Genomic DNA, 17,033 nt, shown 5'->3' with positions numbered 1-17,033 from the left:
TCATGCTTAATGAATTATAATCACCAAAATCAGCATCAGCAGCACTTCCAACCCTTCATTCAAAGCCCCGTAAATATCTCCGGTAAGACCGCCTAATCTGCTGCTGATCTTGCTAGCTGCCAGTGAGCCTATTAGCCAGGCCGCTGCCGGCTCAGCTGCATAACAGATTCCAAGTTGAACCCAGTTCAGTTCGGCTTCATATCCCGATAACAGGAGGAGTACCAAGGCCGCCCCTGACAATAGCAGAGCCAACAGCGCAGCAATCCGGGATGAGTTATAATTCATCCCGTCAAATTGGCCCGCAAGTCCTTCCACACCTCTCGCTGAAGGCCAGCCTGCTATCGCATGAACCATGAACCAGCGGCTCCATAGAGGAACGGTAAGAAGAGCCAGCGGCAGCGCCCCTTTCTCGAGAAGTGAGGCAATTAAAGTCACCTTGAGCAGCAGCAGCAGTACACATGCAATTACTCCCATAGCTCCAACCCGGCTGTCCTTCATAATTTCCAGCATCTTCTCACGGGAACGGTAGCTGAGCAGTCCATCAGCCGCATCCATCCAGCCATCCAGATGAAGGCCACCAGTCAAGTAGACCCAGCCTATAAGGATGACCACCGAAGCTGGCAGGGGTGGCAGCGCCCAAGCGGAGATTAAGGATAACAGGCAGATTACGATCCCAATAGCCGAACCTACAAGCGGATAGAATCTCGTGCTTCGCTTAAGCAGCTCGGGTGTGAAGTCCAGCTGGACTGTGACCGGAAAACGCGACAGAAATTGAAAAGCGGCCAGGATTGCATGTCCCCGGCCTCTCATAATTCATACGCCCTGCTCTTCAGCTCTACCGGAATTCCTGCCGTGACTAGAAATACCTGCCCGGAGATCTCTGCCATCTTTCTGTTCAATCTTCCCGCAAGGTCCCTGTATTGGCGGCCCAGAGGGTATTCAGGCACAATTCCGCTCCCTACCTCATTCGTGACTAGAACAAGTTGACCCGAATAGGTCTTAACGGCCTCCACAAGCCGCTCAATCTCACGTTCAACCACCTCAGTCGAATCAGAACCCTCGCCGGCTCCGAGCAGAACATTGGATAGCCACAAGGTAAGGCAGTCCACCAGAACCATGGGAGCAGCCTGATGTGAATCTACAAGTTCCTTAAGGAGCTCCGTTAGCCGAAGAGGCTCCTCCAATGTGGTCCATGCATAATCAGCTTCTGACCGCTGCCTACGATGCAGTGCCACCCGTTCACGCATTTCCTCATCATAGACTTGAGCAGTAGCAATATAGACTGCAGATGGGGCATGCTTCATGCACCATCTCTCTGCAAATGCACTCTTCCCGCTCCTGGCACCCCCTGTGATCAATACACTCATTGGAGGCCCTCATCAGCTCCAGAAATTCCGGCGCTTTCAAAGGTCGCCATCTCAGCCGGAATCCGGCAGGCCGCATCGATCAAATGCAGCGCGAGTACCCCGCCTGTTCCTTCACCTAGACGCATACCCAGATCCAGCATCGGGACAAGCCCGATTTCGCGCAGCAGCAAAGCGTGCCCCTGCTCTTCAGACACGTGCGAAGCAATCATATACTCACGAGCCTCGGGAGCTATTCGTATCGCGGCCAAGGCAGCGGCGGTGGAGATGAATCCATCAATGACCACAGGACAACGACTGGCAGCAGCCTGGAGAATAACTCCCACCAGTCCCGCAAGCTCGAGCCCTCCTACTTTGGCCAGCACATCCACAGGATCCTCCGCATCAGGTTTGTTCAGTTCAATCGCTCTTTGAACGATCACAGCCTTATGTCTCAACCGCTCGTCATTCAGTCCGGTTCCCCGTCCTACACTTTCCAGAGGCGTAATGCCAGTTAAAGCGCTCATCACTGCAGAACTGGCCGTTGTATTGCCGATTCCCATCTCTCCGGTTACGAACAGGGTTATCCCTTTCGAGATTGCTTCACTCACAACACCTGCCCCCGCCAGGATTGCAGCTTCGGCTTCTTCCCTGCTCATTGCCGGACCGGCAGCCATATTGGCTGTTCCATATCTGATCTTCCGCTTCAGCAATTCCGGATGATCAATATCCCCATTTACGCCAATATCTACGCACAGCACATCAGCTTTGGCCTGTCTTGACAAGACGTTAACCGCTGCCCCGCCGTTCAGGAAGTTCAGGACCATCTGCTGGGTAACCTCAGCAGGGAAGGCACTGATTCCTTCCTCACATACCCCATGATCTCCAGCCATAACAACCACAGCCCGCTTCGGGAAGGAAGGAAGCGCCTTACCTGTGATTCCTGCCAGGCGGGCAGCCAGCTCTTCGAGCTTGCCGAGGCTTCCTGGAGGCTTCGTCAGATTGTCCAGCCTGCTTACGGCTTCCTCCGTAGCCTGAATATCCAGTGCATGAATTTCTCCAATCCGCTGCATTATTGAACTATTCATTATAATTGCTCCTTTCGTCTTAACATGATCTGGGGAACGCCTGAATCCGGATGCTCGGCCAGCGCTGACCGAACCTCAAATACAGAGTGCAGCGTATCCGGCGTCAGAATTTCATGCGGCGTCCCTTCTGCTGCAATCCTTCCTTCCTGCAGAACGACCAAACGGTCGCAGTACATCGATGCCAAATTTAAATCATGCATAACGGCAACGACAGTCAGGTTCTCGTCCTTCTGCCATTCAGACACAAGTTCCATAAATTGAAGCTGGTATCGAATATCAAGATAAGTTGTAGGTTCATCAAGCAGCAGCACCTGGGGTTGCTGGGCCATAACTTTGCCTAAAGCCACCCGCTGACGCTGACCCCCGCTCAATTCATCGACGGGACGACCTGCAAGGGAAGTCAGATCCAGCCTGGTCATGATCCTGTCCATAACCTCTCTGATATCCGGAGAATGATCACGGCCAAGCCAGTCCAGAAATGGAAACCGCCCCATCTCAATGACATCCTCCACAGGATAAGCGATATTGGGGATTCCATCCTGCTGAAGCACCGCCAGCTTACGGGCAAGCTCTCTGCGTCTATACGAACTGACCGCTCTGTCATCTATGTTGATTTCACCGGATTCAATTTGCTCTACACCTGATATGGTGTGCAGAAGGGTTGTTTTCCCACTGCCATTAGGTCCGATAATCCCTACGAATTGTCCCTGCTCGATCTTAAGATTCACATCCCGGAGTACAGTCTTCTGCCCGATTTGCTTGGTGACCGCTCTTAGTTCAATCCTGCTCACATCATACCACGCTCCTGTCTGCTCTCCCGCTGCTTCTTATTCCGGTATAAAAGATAGGCGAAGAACGGCGCGCCCACAAATGCTGTTACAATACCAAGCGGAATCTCGACCTGGCCGAGGATGGTTCGGGCGATCAAATCGCTCCACATCAAGAAGATACCTCCGCAGATAGCAGAGAGCGGAACAATCAGCCTGTAATCAGGTCCGGTGATTAGGCGGATCATATGGGGAACTACAAGTCCCGCGAATCCGATAACCCCGGCCACAGAGACCGCCGCTGCCGTAAGCAGTGTGGCTACAACAAGCATAACGAGCTTGGTCCGCTCAACATCAAGACCTGAATGAGCTGCCTGCCTTTCACCCAGCGCGAATAAATTCAGCCGGCGCGCCCCGCTCCAGATAATCACCAGACCAATCACCAGATACGGCAAAAGGATGGCCGTATATGACCATCCACGAAGACTCAGGCTTCCCATCGTCCAGTATAAAATTTCATTCACCGTCTTCTTGGACATAGCTGTCAGGAACGCCACAACCGCTCCAAGAAAAGTCTGCATAACCACTCCGGAGAGAATCAGGCTCTCAGTCGGAATTCTTCCCCCTTCCTTCGCAAGGGCAAGAACGATCAACAGTGTAGTAAACCCGGTAACAAAAGCTACCATCGGAAGCGTGAAAATACCGACTAACGAAAACTGCCAACCGAAGAAGATCAGCACCGCCGCACCTACAGAAGATCCGGAGGATACGCCCAGTGTGAAGGGATCAGCAAGTGGATTACGAAGAACTCCCTGGAAAGCCGCACCCGCAAGAGCCAGGGATGACCCTACAATTAAGCCAAGCAGCACCCGCGGCAGCCGAACATTCAGCACGATTTGTTCCGAAGCTGTAGTCCAATCCGGTGTAATCCATTCTCCCAGGGCAGGAACCCTGTGAAGCAGAATTCGTGCAATATCCCCCATGGGCAGGGAGACAGAGCCGGTACCTACACAGATCAGCAGGGTAAGGACCAGCAGAATAAGACTGGCCCCCAAATAACCCGCTAACTTCTTATTCATTTAACGAGGTCCGGATAGATCGCTTTGGCGACTTCGATCAGACCTTGAGTTACCCGCGGACCCGGACGGCTGAGCAGGTTGTCATCAAGTCCCACAATTCGGTTGTCTTTGATGGCCTTGATGGCATTCCAGCCGCTGCGGGCTTTGATGATATCAGCCAGCGTCTTGTTGTTCTCGTCTACCACACTCTTGGCGTAGAGAATGACATCCGGATTAGCTTTGATGATGTTCTCTTCATTGATTTGCTGCCAGCCGGTCAAATCGCCAGCCACGTTCACGCCACCGGCAAGTGAGATCATTTCATCCATGAATTCGCCCTTACCTACGGTATAACCAGGAGAGAATTCGATGTAGACCTTCTTCTTCTGTTCATTCGATACCGATTTAACCGCATCTGTAACCTGCTGAAGCTCTTTCTTCATTTGGTCCGTAACTTTCTTAGCCTCTGTCTGATGATCTGTAATCTGACCATAAGTTTCAATGTCCTGGACAACGGCATCAATGGTCTTTGGGTTGAACTGGAATACTTTGATCTTCAGTCCACGCAAATTCTTGATCGTTTCAGCATCCGTAAGCCCTGCTACAAAGACTACATCCGGCTGCGCTGCCACGATAGCCTCGGCATTCACCTTCATACCGCCCATCTTCGGCTTGGACTTCACCGCTTCCGGATAGTCATCGAAATCCGTTACGCCCACGATCTCCTTATCCATACCGATTGCATAAAGAGCTTCGGTCTCGGATGGAGCCAGGGATACAATTTTGGCTGGAGCTTTATCAAAAGTAACCTCTTCCCCTGTTGCATCTTTCAGCTTGAGCGGGTAAGTCGTTTTGAGGGCAGTCTGCTCAGGAGCCTTCGCTTCCTGTTGTGCCGGTTCAGCGGTCGGTGTTCCTTCCGTCTCTTTATTTCCGCATCCTGCAGTTACCGCCAGCGTAAATGCCAATAGCCCGACGGTCCAGATTTTGTTCCATTTCATTGTGTTTCTCTCCCCTTCTTATTTAACTTGCTATATGGATTTGAACTAGTTCATTCCATATGGATAAGTTGAACTTAAGAATTACGAACAGCAATCGGCTGCCTTATATGTAATTCAATATTTCAACTCCAAAAGATATCACCTTAACCTCATGAGCGAATTCGATCATTTCCCGTGTCACAAAAAAAGAAAAGACCTGATCCTATGGATCAGGTCTACGTCTACGAAAGCATGTCCGGTGAACCTGTATCTCTACACAAAGAGAAGTACAACCGACAAATCATATTCCGGCAGAACGTTGTCCCTTCCTCGGAGGACCGTTACGAATTCACAAGGCAGGTCTCCTGACTTCCGAGTTAAGTGACGATAGCCCGCCTTCCCATACTTATCAAGTACAGTGGCTGTTGCTTGGGCTCGTCCCCGGTATACAGTGGCGGGACCGTGCCGGAGTTGCACCGGCTTCCCTTTTAACCTCATATCATGGCAGAGCCATCATACAAGGACCTTATGAAAATTATGTATTCGCTTGTTCAAGGTGAATCTACTCTTCTGGATTATAGGTGAAATCTCCCTGTCATACAACCCGAAATTCCAACAATTTATGCATTTGTTGGGAATACAGTTAGGAGCTGTGATGTCTGAGCCATAATCACACAGCCAACCCAGCAAGAATTGGTCTACTAGTTTCGAGCCCCGATGCTGCTTAGTGAAAGGAGTTGGTCACTTATGGAGAAGGCTAATGCTGCACTCATGGCGAAGGCTAATTCCGCACTCATGGCGAAGACTAGTGCTGCTTAATGCAGTCCCAGTGCAGTATATGACGAAAACTCTTGCTGCTAATTGCAAGCCTCGCGCTGTTTATTTCAAAGACTCTTGCTGCCTCGTTACGAGGTCTCATGCTTCTCATTGCCAGATCTCGTGCTGCTCACCTGGACAGGAATCCTTAGCAGGCTGCCTGTCTCGGCCTGATAGTCCCGAAAGCTTACGCCCGGCAGCAGAAGTGTTCTTAACAGGCGAACCACCCCGCCATGAGTCATAATTAGAACCCTCGGCCGCTTAGAAGAAGCGGGATTCCCTGTATCATTAGATTGTCCTGCAGAGTACAGAGTTGCGGACATGGCATCTGCACAAAATTGTGATACCCTGCTGCTGAAATGATCCCAGGATTCTCCCCCCGGTGGAGCATTCTTCTCAGGATGATCAATCCATTCCCTGTAGGATGGAATGTCCTTCAGCATGTCATAGATCTTGCCCTCCCATGCGCCAAAATCCATTTCTCTAAGCCGACGATCCAATCTAACCTTATCCATCAGATCTGGCCGGACCCTCTGCAGAGTCTCCGTGCACCGGCGCAGATCGCTGCTATAAACCGCGCTGAATTCCAATCCATGCAGTTCTAAAGCCAGCTGACTGAGAACAGCATCTTCACCCGGCAGCAGAGCTATATCCGAATGTCCGAGATAGCGCCGCTCAACATTCCACTCTGTACGTCCATGGCGCACAATTATCCATTCCACGGTTAAATCCACAGAAGACTGCCTCCCCGCCACAGAAGAATAGCGGATCCGAGAAGTACAAAAAGGTTGGACACCCACATCAGCATTGCCGCTGTCTTGGGGATATCATCAGGAACCAGCTCGCGGGTCTTGTCCCCCATATATGCCCGGAAAGAAGCCGTCCCATGATACACATTCTCTCCGCCAAGGCGGATACCCAGCGCACCTGCCACCGCTGACTCGGGATAGCCGCTGTTCGGACTTGGATGCGAAGCCGCATCTCGCCGGACGGTCCGGTAGGAGCGACCGGCCTGGAGGCCCAGCCCCTTCGATACGGCAATTAGCATGAGGGCAGTCAGTCTTGCCGGAAGATAATTCGCCACATCATCTAGGCGGGCCGACGCCCAGCCCAGATTCAGATATTTCTCATTCTTATAACCGACCATGGAATCAAGAGTATTCACCGCACGGTAAGCCATCGCAAGCGGCGCGCCGCCGAGGATGGCATAGAACAGGGGCGAGACCACCCCGTCCACAATATTCTCGGCCACGGTCTCTACCGCTCCCCTTGCAATTTCGGAGGATTCCAGATGGGCAGTATCACGTCCTACGATCATGCCAAGCGATCGGCGTGCCGCAGGAAGGTCATCTTGCCGCAGGCAGTGATATACGTCCATCCCCGCGTCTTTCAGGCCCTTCGCGGCTACCGTAGTCGCGATCAGCCAGATCTCCGCGGCAGCGGCAAGCCACGGACTGATCCGGGCAAGTCCCCAGATCAGTCCCCAGGTGAGGGCGAAGGCTCCGCCCGCCACGAGCACCGGCAGCAGCAAGCCCGCAGCCTTGAGGCGGCGCTCCGGCACCCGGCGGCGAATCGCCGCCTCAATCCGCGTAATCGCTCGTCCCATCCCTACCACGGGATGGGGGATGGCCCGCGGATCGCCAATAAGCCGGTCGACCAAATAGGCGGCCGGCAGGACCCACCAGGCGCTCACCGCCGGAACCCCGCGGCGGAGAGCGCCTCCTGCACCGCGCTGTAGACAAGGCGGCCAATCCGGCCGCCGATGTGGGTCGCGGTGCCGGCGTACGGGTGCAGCAGCCCGTACGCCGAGTTCTGGCTGACGCCGATGATCACGGCGTCGGTGGTGGTGCCGGTGGCCGGCAGGCCGTTCTCGGCATCGGCAACACCCAGATCGGCGAGGGCAGCCGCCTTCGCCTCGGTAGCGGTGATGATCGCATTCACCATCGCGGCCGGAGTCATCCGGCCGTCTACCGCGATCATCAGATTGATCGTACCCGGGACGTAGTCCGCCGGGAACGTGGTACGAGCAGTGCCCGCACGGGCTCCGTTGGATACGCCCGCCGTGGCACAGATAAATACGGAGGCCTCGTCGTTCAGCTCCTCGGCCACCGCTGCGTGTTCGAGCCGGACGGCTGTCAATAATCCAGCCGTCTCTTCCAGCGGGTATTCCCACCGCTGGAGCAGCTCACGGATATCCCGCTCTGGATCATCGCATCGATAGAAGCGATCCACATAAATGTTGACCATCCTCTGCAGGCGAGCCATTCCGCCTCCAAAGACCGCGCTGCCCAAGGCATCTACTGGACCAGGCAAATTCATGGAAATATGCCTTTCTCCGCGGATAAGCCGAAGTCCCGGATAAGCTTGCGATCTATACTCACCGAAAGCCCGAGCTTCTTCATTTCCTGTATGTATGAAAGGTGTACTCATCCCTTCTCCTCCTTGTCACTAATTGCACTTTGCTCAGGAAAGATGATGTAACTGATAGCTTGTCTCGTCCTCTTTTCCTTACTGCTGTATCCAAAAGCCCGGTCATACTAAGCCACATAACTCAGCTTCTCGCTAAGCTAACTTCACTGGTGAAGACCCCGACTGAATGCAAAACCCAGTCAGACGGGTGCTCCTCCTAACGTTGTTTTTGCTTTGCTTTTGTTGCCTCTACAACTTTTACTCCATCAGCTTCCCCAACCTCATTTACTTCGCTTACTTCACTGCATTTGCTCCTTCTTCACCTAACTTATTTACTTCTTCTACTTCTTCTACTTCTTCTTCATTTTCTTCATCATCTATTGCTGCCCATTTCCTATTACAGCCTGCATCTCACGAAGCAGTAGACTGTTATCTTTCATATTCTTGACCGCTACCCGAATATCCCCTTCTCCAAGTCCCGGATACATTGCGCAGCTGCGGATAAGAACCCCCCGTTGCCCCAGTTCGTTCTGCATCTGGCTGGCTGTCCAGCCATCCGGCAGTCTTACGAGAAGGAAATTCGCTTCTCCCGCCCAGGTTCTGCATCCAAGACGTCCCAGACCTTCTCGCAGACGTCGGCGCTCTTCGGTAATCAGCGAGATCGTGGACGCTTCATACGAAGGCGGAGCTGCCATACAGATCTGGCCTGCAACCAGTGCGAGCTGATTCACACTCCAGGTCACCTGTTTATTCGTCATGGCACGAATAATATCCGGATGAGCAATGCCATAACCCAGCCGAAGTCCTGGAATTGCATAGAATTTGGTCATGGATCTGACCAGGATAACTCTGGAATACAAGCTGATCTCATTCAACAGAGAATGCCTGGATTCAGGCACAATGAAGTCGATGAAGGCTTCATCCACTACAAGAAATGTCCCTTCCTGCTCAGCGAACCGGGCGTACTGTCGCAATAGCTCAATCCCGTACTGCACTCCGTTCGGATTGTTCGGCTGTCCGAGGAAGACCAGATCGGACCTCCTGATCAGCTGCTCCATATCCCTTGGGTCTGCATGGAAATTATTCTCGGCCTGCCCTCTTACTGAGATAACTTTCGAACCAAACTGTTCAGCCAGGGCTCGATATTCCGAGAAGCAGGGCTCCACAATTCCTACCGTCCCCGGCTGCAGCGCAAGCAGAATTAGAGCCATAGTCTCCGCTGCACCATTGCCAATTGAGAGATACGATTCACCCAGACCAAGCTTCTCTGCAAGGGCACCCTTGAATTGCCGGTGTCCCGGATCAGGATATCTGCTAATTGTGGATAGAGCCTCAGTTAAGCCTTCCATAAGCCCAGGTTGTGGGCCAAGTGGATTAATGTTGCTGCTGAAATCGGTGAAATCCCCGGCCCTTCTTCCATAGGTGTATGCAGCCGTCTCCAAATCTCCTCCGTGCCCGTATACTTCAATCATCAAGGTACCTTCCTTTATCTGCTGTAAGTTAAATTATTGATTCACCTTAAGGCAGCCTATGAAATGTTGTTCCTATCCGCGCTGCACCCAACTTTCTCAACTAAGCTTCTTGGGCGAAGTGCGGTCACATTGGCAACCGCATCTCTTCTTGAGAATAACTTTATACGATTGCCTGAGCGTGAATACTTGAGTTCTACCTATATAGGATGTAATTGTACCCATTATGACGTGCGCCTGCTTTTTACGTCAATATTGTGCCAAATTTCTTTGGTTTCCCCGAATAATTGCGTTACAATGAGAAAGTAAGTGACAAAAGATAGACTAGATACGGAGGACAAGAGAGCGATGCTGTTTATCGATAATCAGGGCATCACGGATGCCGCCATTAATCTCGCCATAGAGGAGTATGCGCTCAAGCATCTTCCGGCAGATGAAACCTATTTGCTTTTCTACATTAATGCTCCGTCTGTCATCATTGGCAAGCATCAGAACACCATTGAAGAGATCAATGCGGAGTATATTAAGGATAACGGTGTCAAGGTTGTCCGGCGTCTATCAGGCGGAGGAGCCGTATATCACGACTTAGGGAACCTCAATTTCAGCTTTATTACAAAGGATGATGGACAATCCTTTCATAATTTCCGCAAATTCACCCAGCCTGTAGTTGAAGCTCTTCAGCAGCTTGGGGTAAATGCTGAACTGACCGGCCGTAACGATCTTCAAGTTGGAGAACAGAAAATCTCAGGTAATGCCCAATTCTCCACACGGGGACGTATGTTCAGCCATGGGACACTCATGTTCAATTTGAACCTCGACAACGTGCAGGCATCCCTTCATGCCAATCCCGAGAAATTCAAGTCCAAGAGCACCAAATCTGTACGCAGTCGGGTGGCTAATATTTCCGACTTTCTGGATAAGAAGATCACGATTGAGGAATTCCGCTCAGAGCTGCTGCGGCATATCTTCGGCATGGAAGTGGACAAGGTTCCCCAGTATGTGCTAACCGAAGAAGACTGGAACAAAATTCATGAAATATCCAAAGAACGTTATCAGAACTGGGAATGGAACTACGGACTGTCTCCAGAGAGCAATGTGAAGCATACGAAGAAATTCCCGGTAGGTATTATCGACTTAAGAATGAACATTAAGGACGGCCGGATTGCCGAGATCAAGATTTATGGTGATTTCTTCGGTGTAGGCGATGTTGCTGATATCGAGGATAAACTTCGGGGACTCCGTTATGAGGAGAATGAGGTGACTAACGCTCTGGCGGATACCGACGTGAAGCACTATTTCGGTAATATCGAACTAAGCGACTTCATTGGACTTGTGTTCCTTGAAGAATAGGAATACCTTATAATGCTTACGCGTTCCAGACTTGCTGATCTTAGTCTGCTGATCGTTGCCATGATGTGGGGTTGTACCTTCCTGATGATCCAGTCCGCAGTTGAGGCCCTTCCCCCACTGGCTTTCAATGCAGTGCGTTTTATCGGGGCCTCACTGCTGCTAGCCTTGATCATTACCGTGTTCTACCGAAAAGAGTGGAGACAACTATCGGTCAAAATGCTGCTGCATGGCTCTCTGCTGGGCGTCTTCCTATTTGGAGGTTACGCTTTTCAGACCATTGGCCTGCTGTATACCACAACTTCAAATGCCAGATTCATTACGGGCCTGTCGGTCGTGATGGTCCCCATCATCGCCGCTGTGCTGCTTCGGCATAAGCTGTCCAAGATAAGCCTGGCCAGTGCTGTGCTGGCCGCTTTTGGTTTGTATTTATTAACCTTCTCCGGAAGCAGCTTCATTCCTAACCGGGGAGATGGCCTAATTCTGCTATGTGCTTTTGCTTTTGCGCTTCATATCGGCTTCACAGGCATATACGCCCCCAGGTACCCGGCGCTGCCCCTTGCCGCTATTCAGCTTGCAGTTACCGGCCTGCTAAGTCTTGCAGCTTCGTTGATGACAGAGCACCTGGGTTCTATGAACCAGCTGGGGAATACGCTATTGCGCCCGGAGGTGCTGATCGCCCTTCTTGTCTCGATCGGCCCGACCAGCGCTTTCGCCTTCTGGATTCAGACGGTTAGCCAGCAGCATACCACCCCGACCCGGGTTGCGGTAATTTTCGCCATGGAGCCTGTATTTGCAGCTCTAACCGGAGTATTATTTGCTGGTGAGCATTTGGGATGGCCAGCCTTGATCGGGTGTGCCTGTATCCTGACAGGCATGATTGCAGCAGAGCTTCAGCCCGCTGCTTCACCACCTGAATCAGTGCCCCACCCTACTGCTAACAGCCAAGACTATAAAGAAATCAGCGCCTGACCCACAGCGCGATACAAGGAGAGAAACCTAATGTCAAAGTATAAATTAATCGCCATCGATATCGATGATACCCTCATTAATGATGACAAGGAAGTGACGCCTGGAACCCAGCAAGCTTTGGAAGACGCGGTAGCTGCTGGCGTCGTGGTCACACTGGCAACCGGCCGGGCGTATGCCTCGGCTCACAAAATCGCCCGTCAGACCGGACTAAATGTTCCTATCATTACGTACCAGGGCGCTTTAGTGAAGAACCTGCTTGATGAGAAAGTCTTGTATGAGCGCTACATGCCAATAGATGCTGCCCGCAAGCTGTTCCAATACTGTATTGAACATAATCTGCACCTGCAAACTTATATTGACGATAAGCTATATTCCCGCGAAGAGAATCAGAAGCTGATTGATTACAGCAAATTGAATAACACTCAATACTATATCGAGCCTGATTTCGAGAAGCTGATCTCCCAGCCCACACCTAAGATGCTCATTATCGATGAGCCGGATTATCTCGACGAGCTGATCCCTATCTTCCGCGAACTGCTTGGAGACGGGGTTCATATTACGAAATCCAAACCTTACTTCCTTGAGTTCATGCATAAAGAAGGAACTAAGGGCGCTGCTCTGGCTTTCCTTGCGGATCACTTCAAATGTGACCTGTCTGAGACTATTGCGATCGGCGACTCTTGGAACGACCATGAAATGCTTGAAGCTGCAGGTCTTGGTGTAGCCATGGGCAATGCCATTGCCCCGCTCAAAGAGCTTGCAGATTACGTAACAGCCAGCAATAATGACGATGGAGTCAAAGAGGTTATTGAGAAATTTGTCCTTTCACAACAATAAGGCTTAGTATGTACGAACAAATGGCTGTCCTACTTCTCAAGTAGGACAGCCATTTCTGTCTGTGCCAGTGTGACCTGATCTGGCAGCTTATAATCTCGGCCCAGATCGATATCATGGGACATATGTGTGAATACTGCCTGTCTTGGCTTCAATACGGACAGCAGTTCCAAAGCCTCTGTAATATCATACACCGAGCGGGTAAAGAAGGGCGCCTCCTCTTTATAGAAGCTAGTACCCAGAACGAGTAAGTCCAAGCCGTGCATCAAGATTTGATCCTCCGGCGGAAGTGCAATCGCATCCGAACAGTAGACCCAGGCATACCCCGCCTTCTCCATTCTATAGGCGTAAGAGTATCCGTTCTTGCCATGGAATACCTTCCAGCCTTGAATACTCCACCCACCCAGCAAGATTCCCTCATCTATCTCATGGAAATCAACATGGCCGCCGAGCCACGGATACTGCCTCAAGATGAGCCCAATCACCTCACGGGGCGCATACAGCTGCCCTCTGCATTCCAGCCACCTGCATGCATCTGCCCATTCAGGCAGACCGCCAATATGGTCGAAGTGAGCATGGGTGACAACGATATGCCGGACAAAACGCAGCTTGCGCTGCTCCATCTGGACACGCCAGTCAGGGCCGCAGTCAATCAGAAAAGACTCATCACCGACATCCACCATAACGGAAGAACGATAACGCCTGTTGACGCCTGTGGTCCTCGCCTCTTCACAGACTGCACATTCGCAGTATACCCGGGGGACTCCCATCGCATCTCCAGTCCCCCAGAACCTAAGCTGATCTCCCACAGCCTTACTCCTCCTCAACTTACCACTTGTAATTTCCCACTTGCATTTGCATCGCTGCCCACGTTCTTGGTTATTAAGTCTTTTTTTATTATAGCCCACTGGGAAAAGCTCAACAAGAACGCTATTAACCCAAGCAGGGCATCCTCTTCTATGGCAATGGGCGCTCAACAGGACAGCCTTATCTAGGTGTCTGCACATGAAGAAAGCGCCCCGAATTTCATCGGGGCGCCTTCTGATACAGCTAATAATTCTTAGCCGATGCCCTGTTATAGCAATTCAAGCATCGTTTTAATTTTGGAGTTGAGTTTGAGTGTATTAAGAATAAGCTGCAGCGCTTCTGCTCTTTGAGAAGTGCCATGCGGATTCAATTTCCCGTTGCCGCTGCCCTTAATAATTCCCGCTTCAGCCGCTAATTCAATCGGGTTCGCTGCGAGTCCGTTCGAGCTTTGCGCAGCTCCTTGGAGGTTAACAATCCTTGATAGAATCACGACCATTTCTTCGCGGGTGATTGCATTATTCGGGTTGAAGGCTCCATTTCCGATACCGCTGATGATTCCCGCTTGAGCAAACTGCACGATCGGCTTTTCCGCCCAGTGTCCCTTGACATCCTTGAGCTCGGCATTATGTGTTCCGCCCACATCAAATATGCGGGCGAGAATCGCAACGAACTCTCCCCTGGACATGTCTTGGTTCGGTCTAATCGTCTTATCTTCGTAGCCTCTAATAATGTTCAGCTTCGTGAAGATGTCAATCGTCTGTTCTGCCCAATGATTCTTGGTATCGACAGGTGTGAAGCCAGAATTCTGATTCTTGAGCGCTTCATTCACTTTCTTCTCAATAGTCTGCTCAACATCTGCACCGCGTTTCAATACATCTTTCTTGAAAACCTCAACATCCGGTGCCGGAGTTGGCTTTGGCTCTGGTGTTGGCACTGGTTCCGGTAGTGGAGCCGGTGTCGGTGTTGGTACCGGTGTTGGCACTGGTGTTGGTGTTGGTGTTGGCACAGGTGTCGGCGTTGGCACTGGTGTCGGTGTTGGTAACGGTGTTGGCGTAGTCGAAGACCCCTGTCCTACTACATGGATATATGGCATAGAAGTAGAACTAGGTCCAAACAAACCATCTCCGCTGTATTCAGCGGTAAGCGGGTGATCTCCTACCGCAAGATCGCTAGTGGAATAATATGCAAATGTATATCCATTCGATATCCCCAATGGTTGTACCGCAATCTCAGCCAATTGAGTTGAGCCATCCTTAATAATAACCGTTCCATGCACATCACCAGAAGTACTTGGGCTCGATGCAATCTTTACCTTAATCTGTACTTCTTGGCCTGGTGTGGAAGGGTTGGGATAACTTGATACCGTAGTTACTGTAGGTCTAAGCTGCGGATGGTTATTGACTACAATATTGGAATTGACCTCCTGGGTAACCGATGCAGATGTACTGACATCGTACATCGGATCACCGCCATAAACCGCTGTAATCGTATGTCCTCCTACACTTAAGCTGCTCGTAGAATAGGTGGCTTTACCCGATTCATCCAGTCCAACCTGGTTAAGTAAATTATCCCCGTCTTTAAACTGCACGCTCCCTGTTGGAGTTACGCCCTCATCGTTCCCAGTTACAGTAGCAGTAAACGTAACCTGCTGATATTCCTTCGATGGATTTAAGGAGCTGGATAGTGTCGTACTGCTGTTCAGCAGCTCATGCGGGTTGTATTTCATTAATGATAATTTGGCATTTTGCGTATAATCCGAGAAGGCAACAAACGGAGTTCCATTGCCATCCACCGCTATAGAAGTATCTTCAGCATCAGAAGGCGTTAAGCCTGCTTTGCCGACTGTTTCCCATTCAGTACCATTGAATTTCATAACCGTTGCTTTGGCTGCATTCACTACATCGGTATAGCCTGCATAAGGAGTATCCCCATTAAATACAAAAGATAATGAGGCTGTTCCGCCTGCTGAGAACCCGGCTGACCCTACGCTTTCCCATTTTACATCATTAAATTTCATAAGAGTTGCTTTTCCATAGCCTCTCTCGTCGGCGTAAGCTCCATCCGAGAACATGACATAGGGAGTTCCATCCTTGATACGAAGAATAATGGCACCTTTATTTCCTCCGCCGGCGATACCCGCGCTGAATCCGGGATTCCCAACTGGCTCCCAATACTCTCCGTTGTATTTCATAACCGTTAATTTGCTACCATGCGCATCATCTTGGTAAGCCACATACGGCGTGCCTTGATCAACAGCAAGTGAAGGAACACTGACGCCTCCATCCGAGAAACCTCCAGGACCGACATCCACCCAAGTGTTTCCTTCAAGCTTTCTTACAGTGGCCTTACCATCGTATTTATAATCCCTGTAAAAAATATACGGGGTACCCTTATCAACCGCTAATTGTGTATAACTACCTTCAAAGGCAGGTCCCACGCTCTCCCATGCTGTACCGTTAAACTTCTTGATCACCGTTTGGTAGAGATTATTTTGATCAATATAAATAACGTACGGTGTACCCTGGTCCATAACCATCCTGACCCGGGTAGAACGATTGGTTGTAATCGGACTACTGCCGAGCTGCGTCCATGTCCCATCCACAAGCTTGGCTACTGTAACATGCCCTGTACTTCCATTATCAAAAGCAACGTACGGGGTACCTTTTACTGTAGAGCCGGATCCGTCGCCCGTTGAACTGCTGTCCAAATTCATCATGTCACTTACCGGTGCGGTATCATCAATTAGTAACGTTATATAATCAGCTAGGTCTGTTGTGCTGGACCCAACTTTTTCCCAACCTGTACCCGCAATAGCCGCCTTAGCCTGTTGTGGAATGGCCGCTGTGAATAATAATGTCAAAGATAATAAAAAAATAGAAGCCGACTTCATTGTACTTTTCATATAATCCCCCTGCTTGTGTTATCTTGCTGCGTTCTTGTTGTTCCCAGCTGAACCTCATAATTCATGTAAGAAAACAGTTATGCTCCCGTCTGCATTTCCCCTCTGGTAATGAGATTTTCTGCTTTTTTTATATCGTCATTTTAGTTACAAATTGTTAGATTCCAGAATATTTTTCGGACCACAATAAGCCGTATTCCCTTAAAGAAAATAACAAAAAACCGAAGAAATAATCTTCGGTTAAGAT

The 17,033-nt window shown here is 50.6% G+C and carries 15 protein-coding genes and 1 riboswitch; of the genes, 3 read left to right on the top strand and 12 right to left on the bottom strand.

Annotation, left to right across the window (positions count from 1 at the left end; genetic code table 11):
* Positions 1-6: 6 nt before the first annotated feature.
* From cobS to EJP77_RS17485, 10 genes are all read right to left on the bottom strand, one after another.
* Entirely contained in the window at positions 7-810 is an 804-nt protein-coding gene (gene cobS, locus EJP77_RS17530; RefSeq protein ID WP_127200556.1) for an adenosylcobinamide-GDP ribazoletransferase, read from the bottom strand.
* Positions 807-1,367: a bifunctional adenosylcobinamide kinase/adenosylcobinamide-phosphate guanylyltransferase gene (gene cobU, locus EJP77_RS17525; RefSeq protein ID WP_127200555.1), complete on the bottom strand. Its 561-nt coding sequence runs from the start codon at positions 1,365-1,367 to the stop codon at positions 807-809. The genes cobS and cobU overlap by 4 nt, the downstream gene beginning before the upstream one ends.
* Complete coding sequence (gene cobT, locus EJP77_RS17520) at positions 1,364-2,431, bottom strand: nicotinate-nucleotide--dimethylbenzimidazole phosphoribosyltransferase (RefSeq protein WP_127200554.1); 1,068 nt, start codon at positions 2,429-2,431, stop codon at positions 1,364-1,366. Before cobT ends, cobU begins: the two co-directional genes overlap by 4 nt.
* Complete coding sequence (locus tag EJP77_RS17515; protein ID WP_127200553.1) at positions 2,431-3,222, bottom strand: ABC transporter ATP-binding protein; 792 nt, start codon at positions 3,220-3,222, stop codon at positions 2,431-2,433. The genes cobT and EJP77_RS17515 overlap by 1 nt, the downstream gene beginning before the upstream one ends.
* Positions 3,219-4,277 carry a FecCD family ABC transporter permease gene (locus EJP77_RS17510; protein WP_127200552.1) on the bottom strand — a complete coding sequence of 353 codons (1,059 nt, stop codon included), beginning with the start codon at positions 4,275-4,277 and terminating at the stop codon, positions 3,219-3,221. Before EJP77_RS17510 ends, EJP77_RS17515 begins: the two co-directional genes overlap by 4 nt.
* On the bottom strand, positions 4,274-5,254 hold the full coding sequence (locus EJP77_RS17505) for an ABC transporter substrate-binding protein (RefSeq protein WP_127200551.1): 981 nt from the start codon (positions 5,252-5,254) through the stop codon (positions 4,274-4,276). The genes EJP77_RS17510 and EJP77_RS17505 overlap by 4 nt, the downstream gene beginning before the upstream one ends.
* A 317-nt stretch (positions 5,255-5,571) precedes the next feature.
* A riboswitch (cobalamin riboswitch) is annotated at positions 5,572-5,777 on the bottom strand.
* Positions 5,778-6,138: 361 nt separating this feature from the next.
* Positions 6,139-6,783 carry a histidine phosphatase family protein gene (locus tag EJP77_RS17500; RefSeq protein ID WP_127200550.1) on the bottom strand — a complete coding sequence of 215 codons (645 nt, stop codon included), beginning with the start codon at positions 6,781-6,783 and terminating at the stop codon, positions 6,139-6,141.
* Complete coding sequence (cbiB, locus tag EJP77_RS17495) at positions 6,774-7,742, bottom strand: adenosylcobinamide-phosphate synthase CbiB (RefSeq protein WP_127200549.1); 969 nt, start codon at positions 7,740-7,742, stop codon at positions 6,774-6,776. Before cbiB ends, EJP77_RS17500 begins: the two co-directional genes overlap by 10 nt.
* Complete coding sequence (locus EJP77_RS17490; protein ID WP_342773033.1) at positions 7,739-8,368, bottom strand: adenosylcobinamide amidohydrolase; 630 nt, start codon at positions 8,366-8,368, stop codon at positions 7,739-7,741. Before EJP77_RS17490 ends, cbiB begins: the two co-directional genes overlap by 4 nt.
* Positions 8,369-8,835: 467 nt before the next feature.
* Positions 8,836-9,930 carry a pyridoxal phosphate-dependent aminotransferase gene (locus EJP77_RS17485; RefSeq protein WP_127200547.1) on the bottom strand — a complete coding sequence of 365 codons (1,095 nt, stop codon included), beginning with the start codon at positions 9,928-9,930 and terminating at the stop codon, positions 8,836-8,838.
* Between the two features lie 345 nt (positions 9,931-10,275).
* Here EJP77_RS17485 and lplA point away from each other — a divergent pair, with 345 nt between their 5' ends.
* Genes lplA through EJP77_RS17470 form a run of 3 tightly spaced genes read left to right on the top strand, consistent with a single transcriptional unit; the run spans position 10,276 to position 13,083 of the window.
* Complete coding sequence (gene lplA / locus EJP77_RS17480; RefSeq protein ID WP_127200631.1) at positions 10,276-11,277, top strand: lipoate--protein ligase; 1,002 nt, start codon at positions 10,276-10,278, stop codon at positions 11,275-11,277.
* 12 nt (positions 11,278-11,289) lie between these two features.
* Positions 11,290-12,246 carry a DMT family transporter gene (locus EJP77_RS17475; protein WP_127200546.1) on the top strand — a complete coding sequence of 319 codons (957 nt, stop codon included), beginning with the start codon at positions 11,290-11,292 and terminating at the stop codon, positions 12,244-12,246.
* 30 nt (positions 12,247-12,276) lie between these two features.
* Positions 12,277-13,083 carry a Cof-type HAD-IIB family hydrolase gene (locus tag EJP77_RS17470; RefSeq protein ID WP_127200545.1) on the top strand — a complete coding sequence of 269 codons (807 nt, stop codon included), beginning with the start codon at positions 12,277-12,279 and terminating at the stop codon, positions 13,081-13,083.
* A gap of 29 nt (positions 13,084-13,112) precedes the next feature.
* On the opposite strand, the gene EJP77_RS17465 is transcribed toward EJP77_RS17470, so the two are convergent.
* Complete coding sequence (locus EJP77_RS17465; RefSeq protein WP_127200630.1) at positions 13,113-13,850, bottom strand: MBL fold metallo-hydrolase; 738 nt, start codon at positions 13,848-13,850, stop codon at positions 13,113-13,115.
* A gap of 305 nt (positions 13,851-14,155) precedes the next feature.
* Positions 14,156-16,789 carry an Ig-like domain repeat protein gene (locus EJP77_RS17460; protein ID WP_127200544.1) on the bottom strand — a complete coding sequence of 878 codons (2,634 nt, stop codon included), beginning with the start codon at positions 16,787-16,789 and terminating at the stop codon, positions 14,156-14,158.
* Positions 16,790-17,033 lie beyond the last annotated feature (244 nt).

This window comes from Paenibacillus zeisoli (assembly GCF_003994465.1).
In the GTDB taxonomy this organism is placed as follows: domain Bacteria; phylum Bacillota; class Bacilli; order Paenibacillales; family Paenibacillaceae; genus Fontibacillus; species Fontibacillus zeisoli.
Note: the sequence above shows the minus strand (reverse complement) of the source record. Positions and strands in the feature narration are given on the sequence as shown.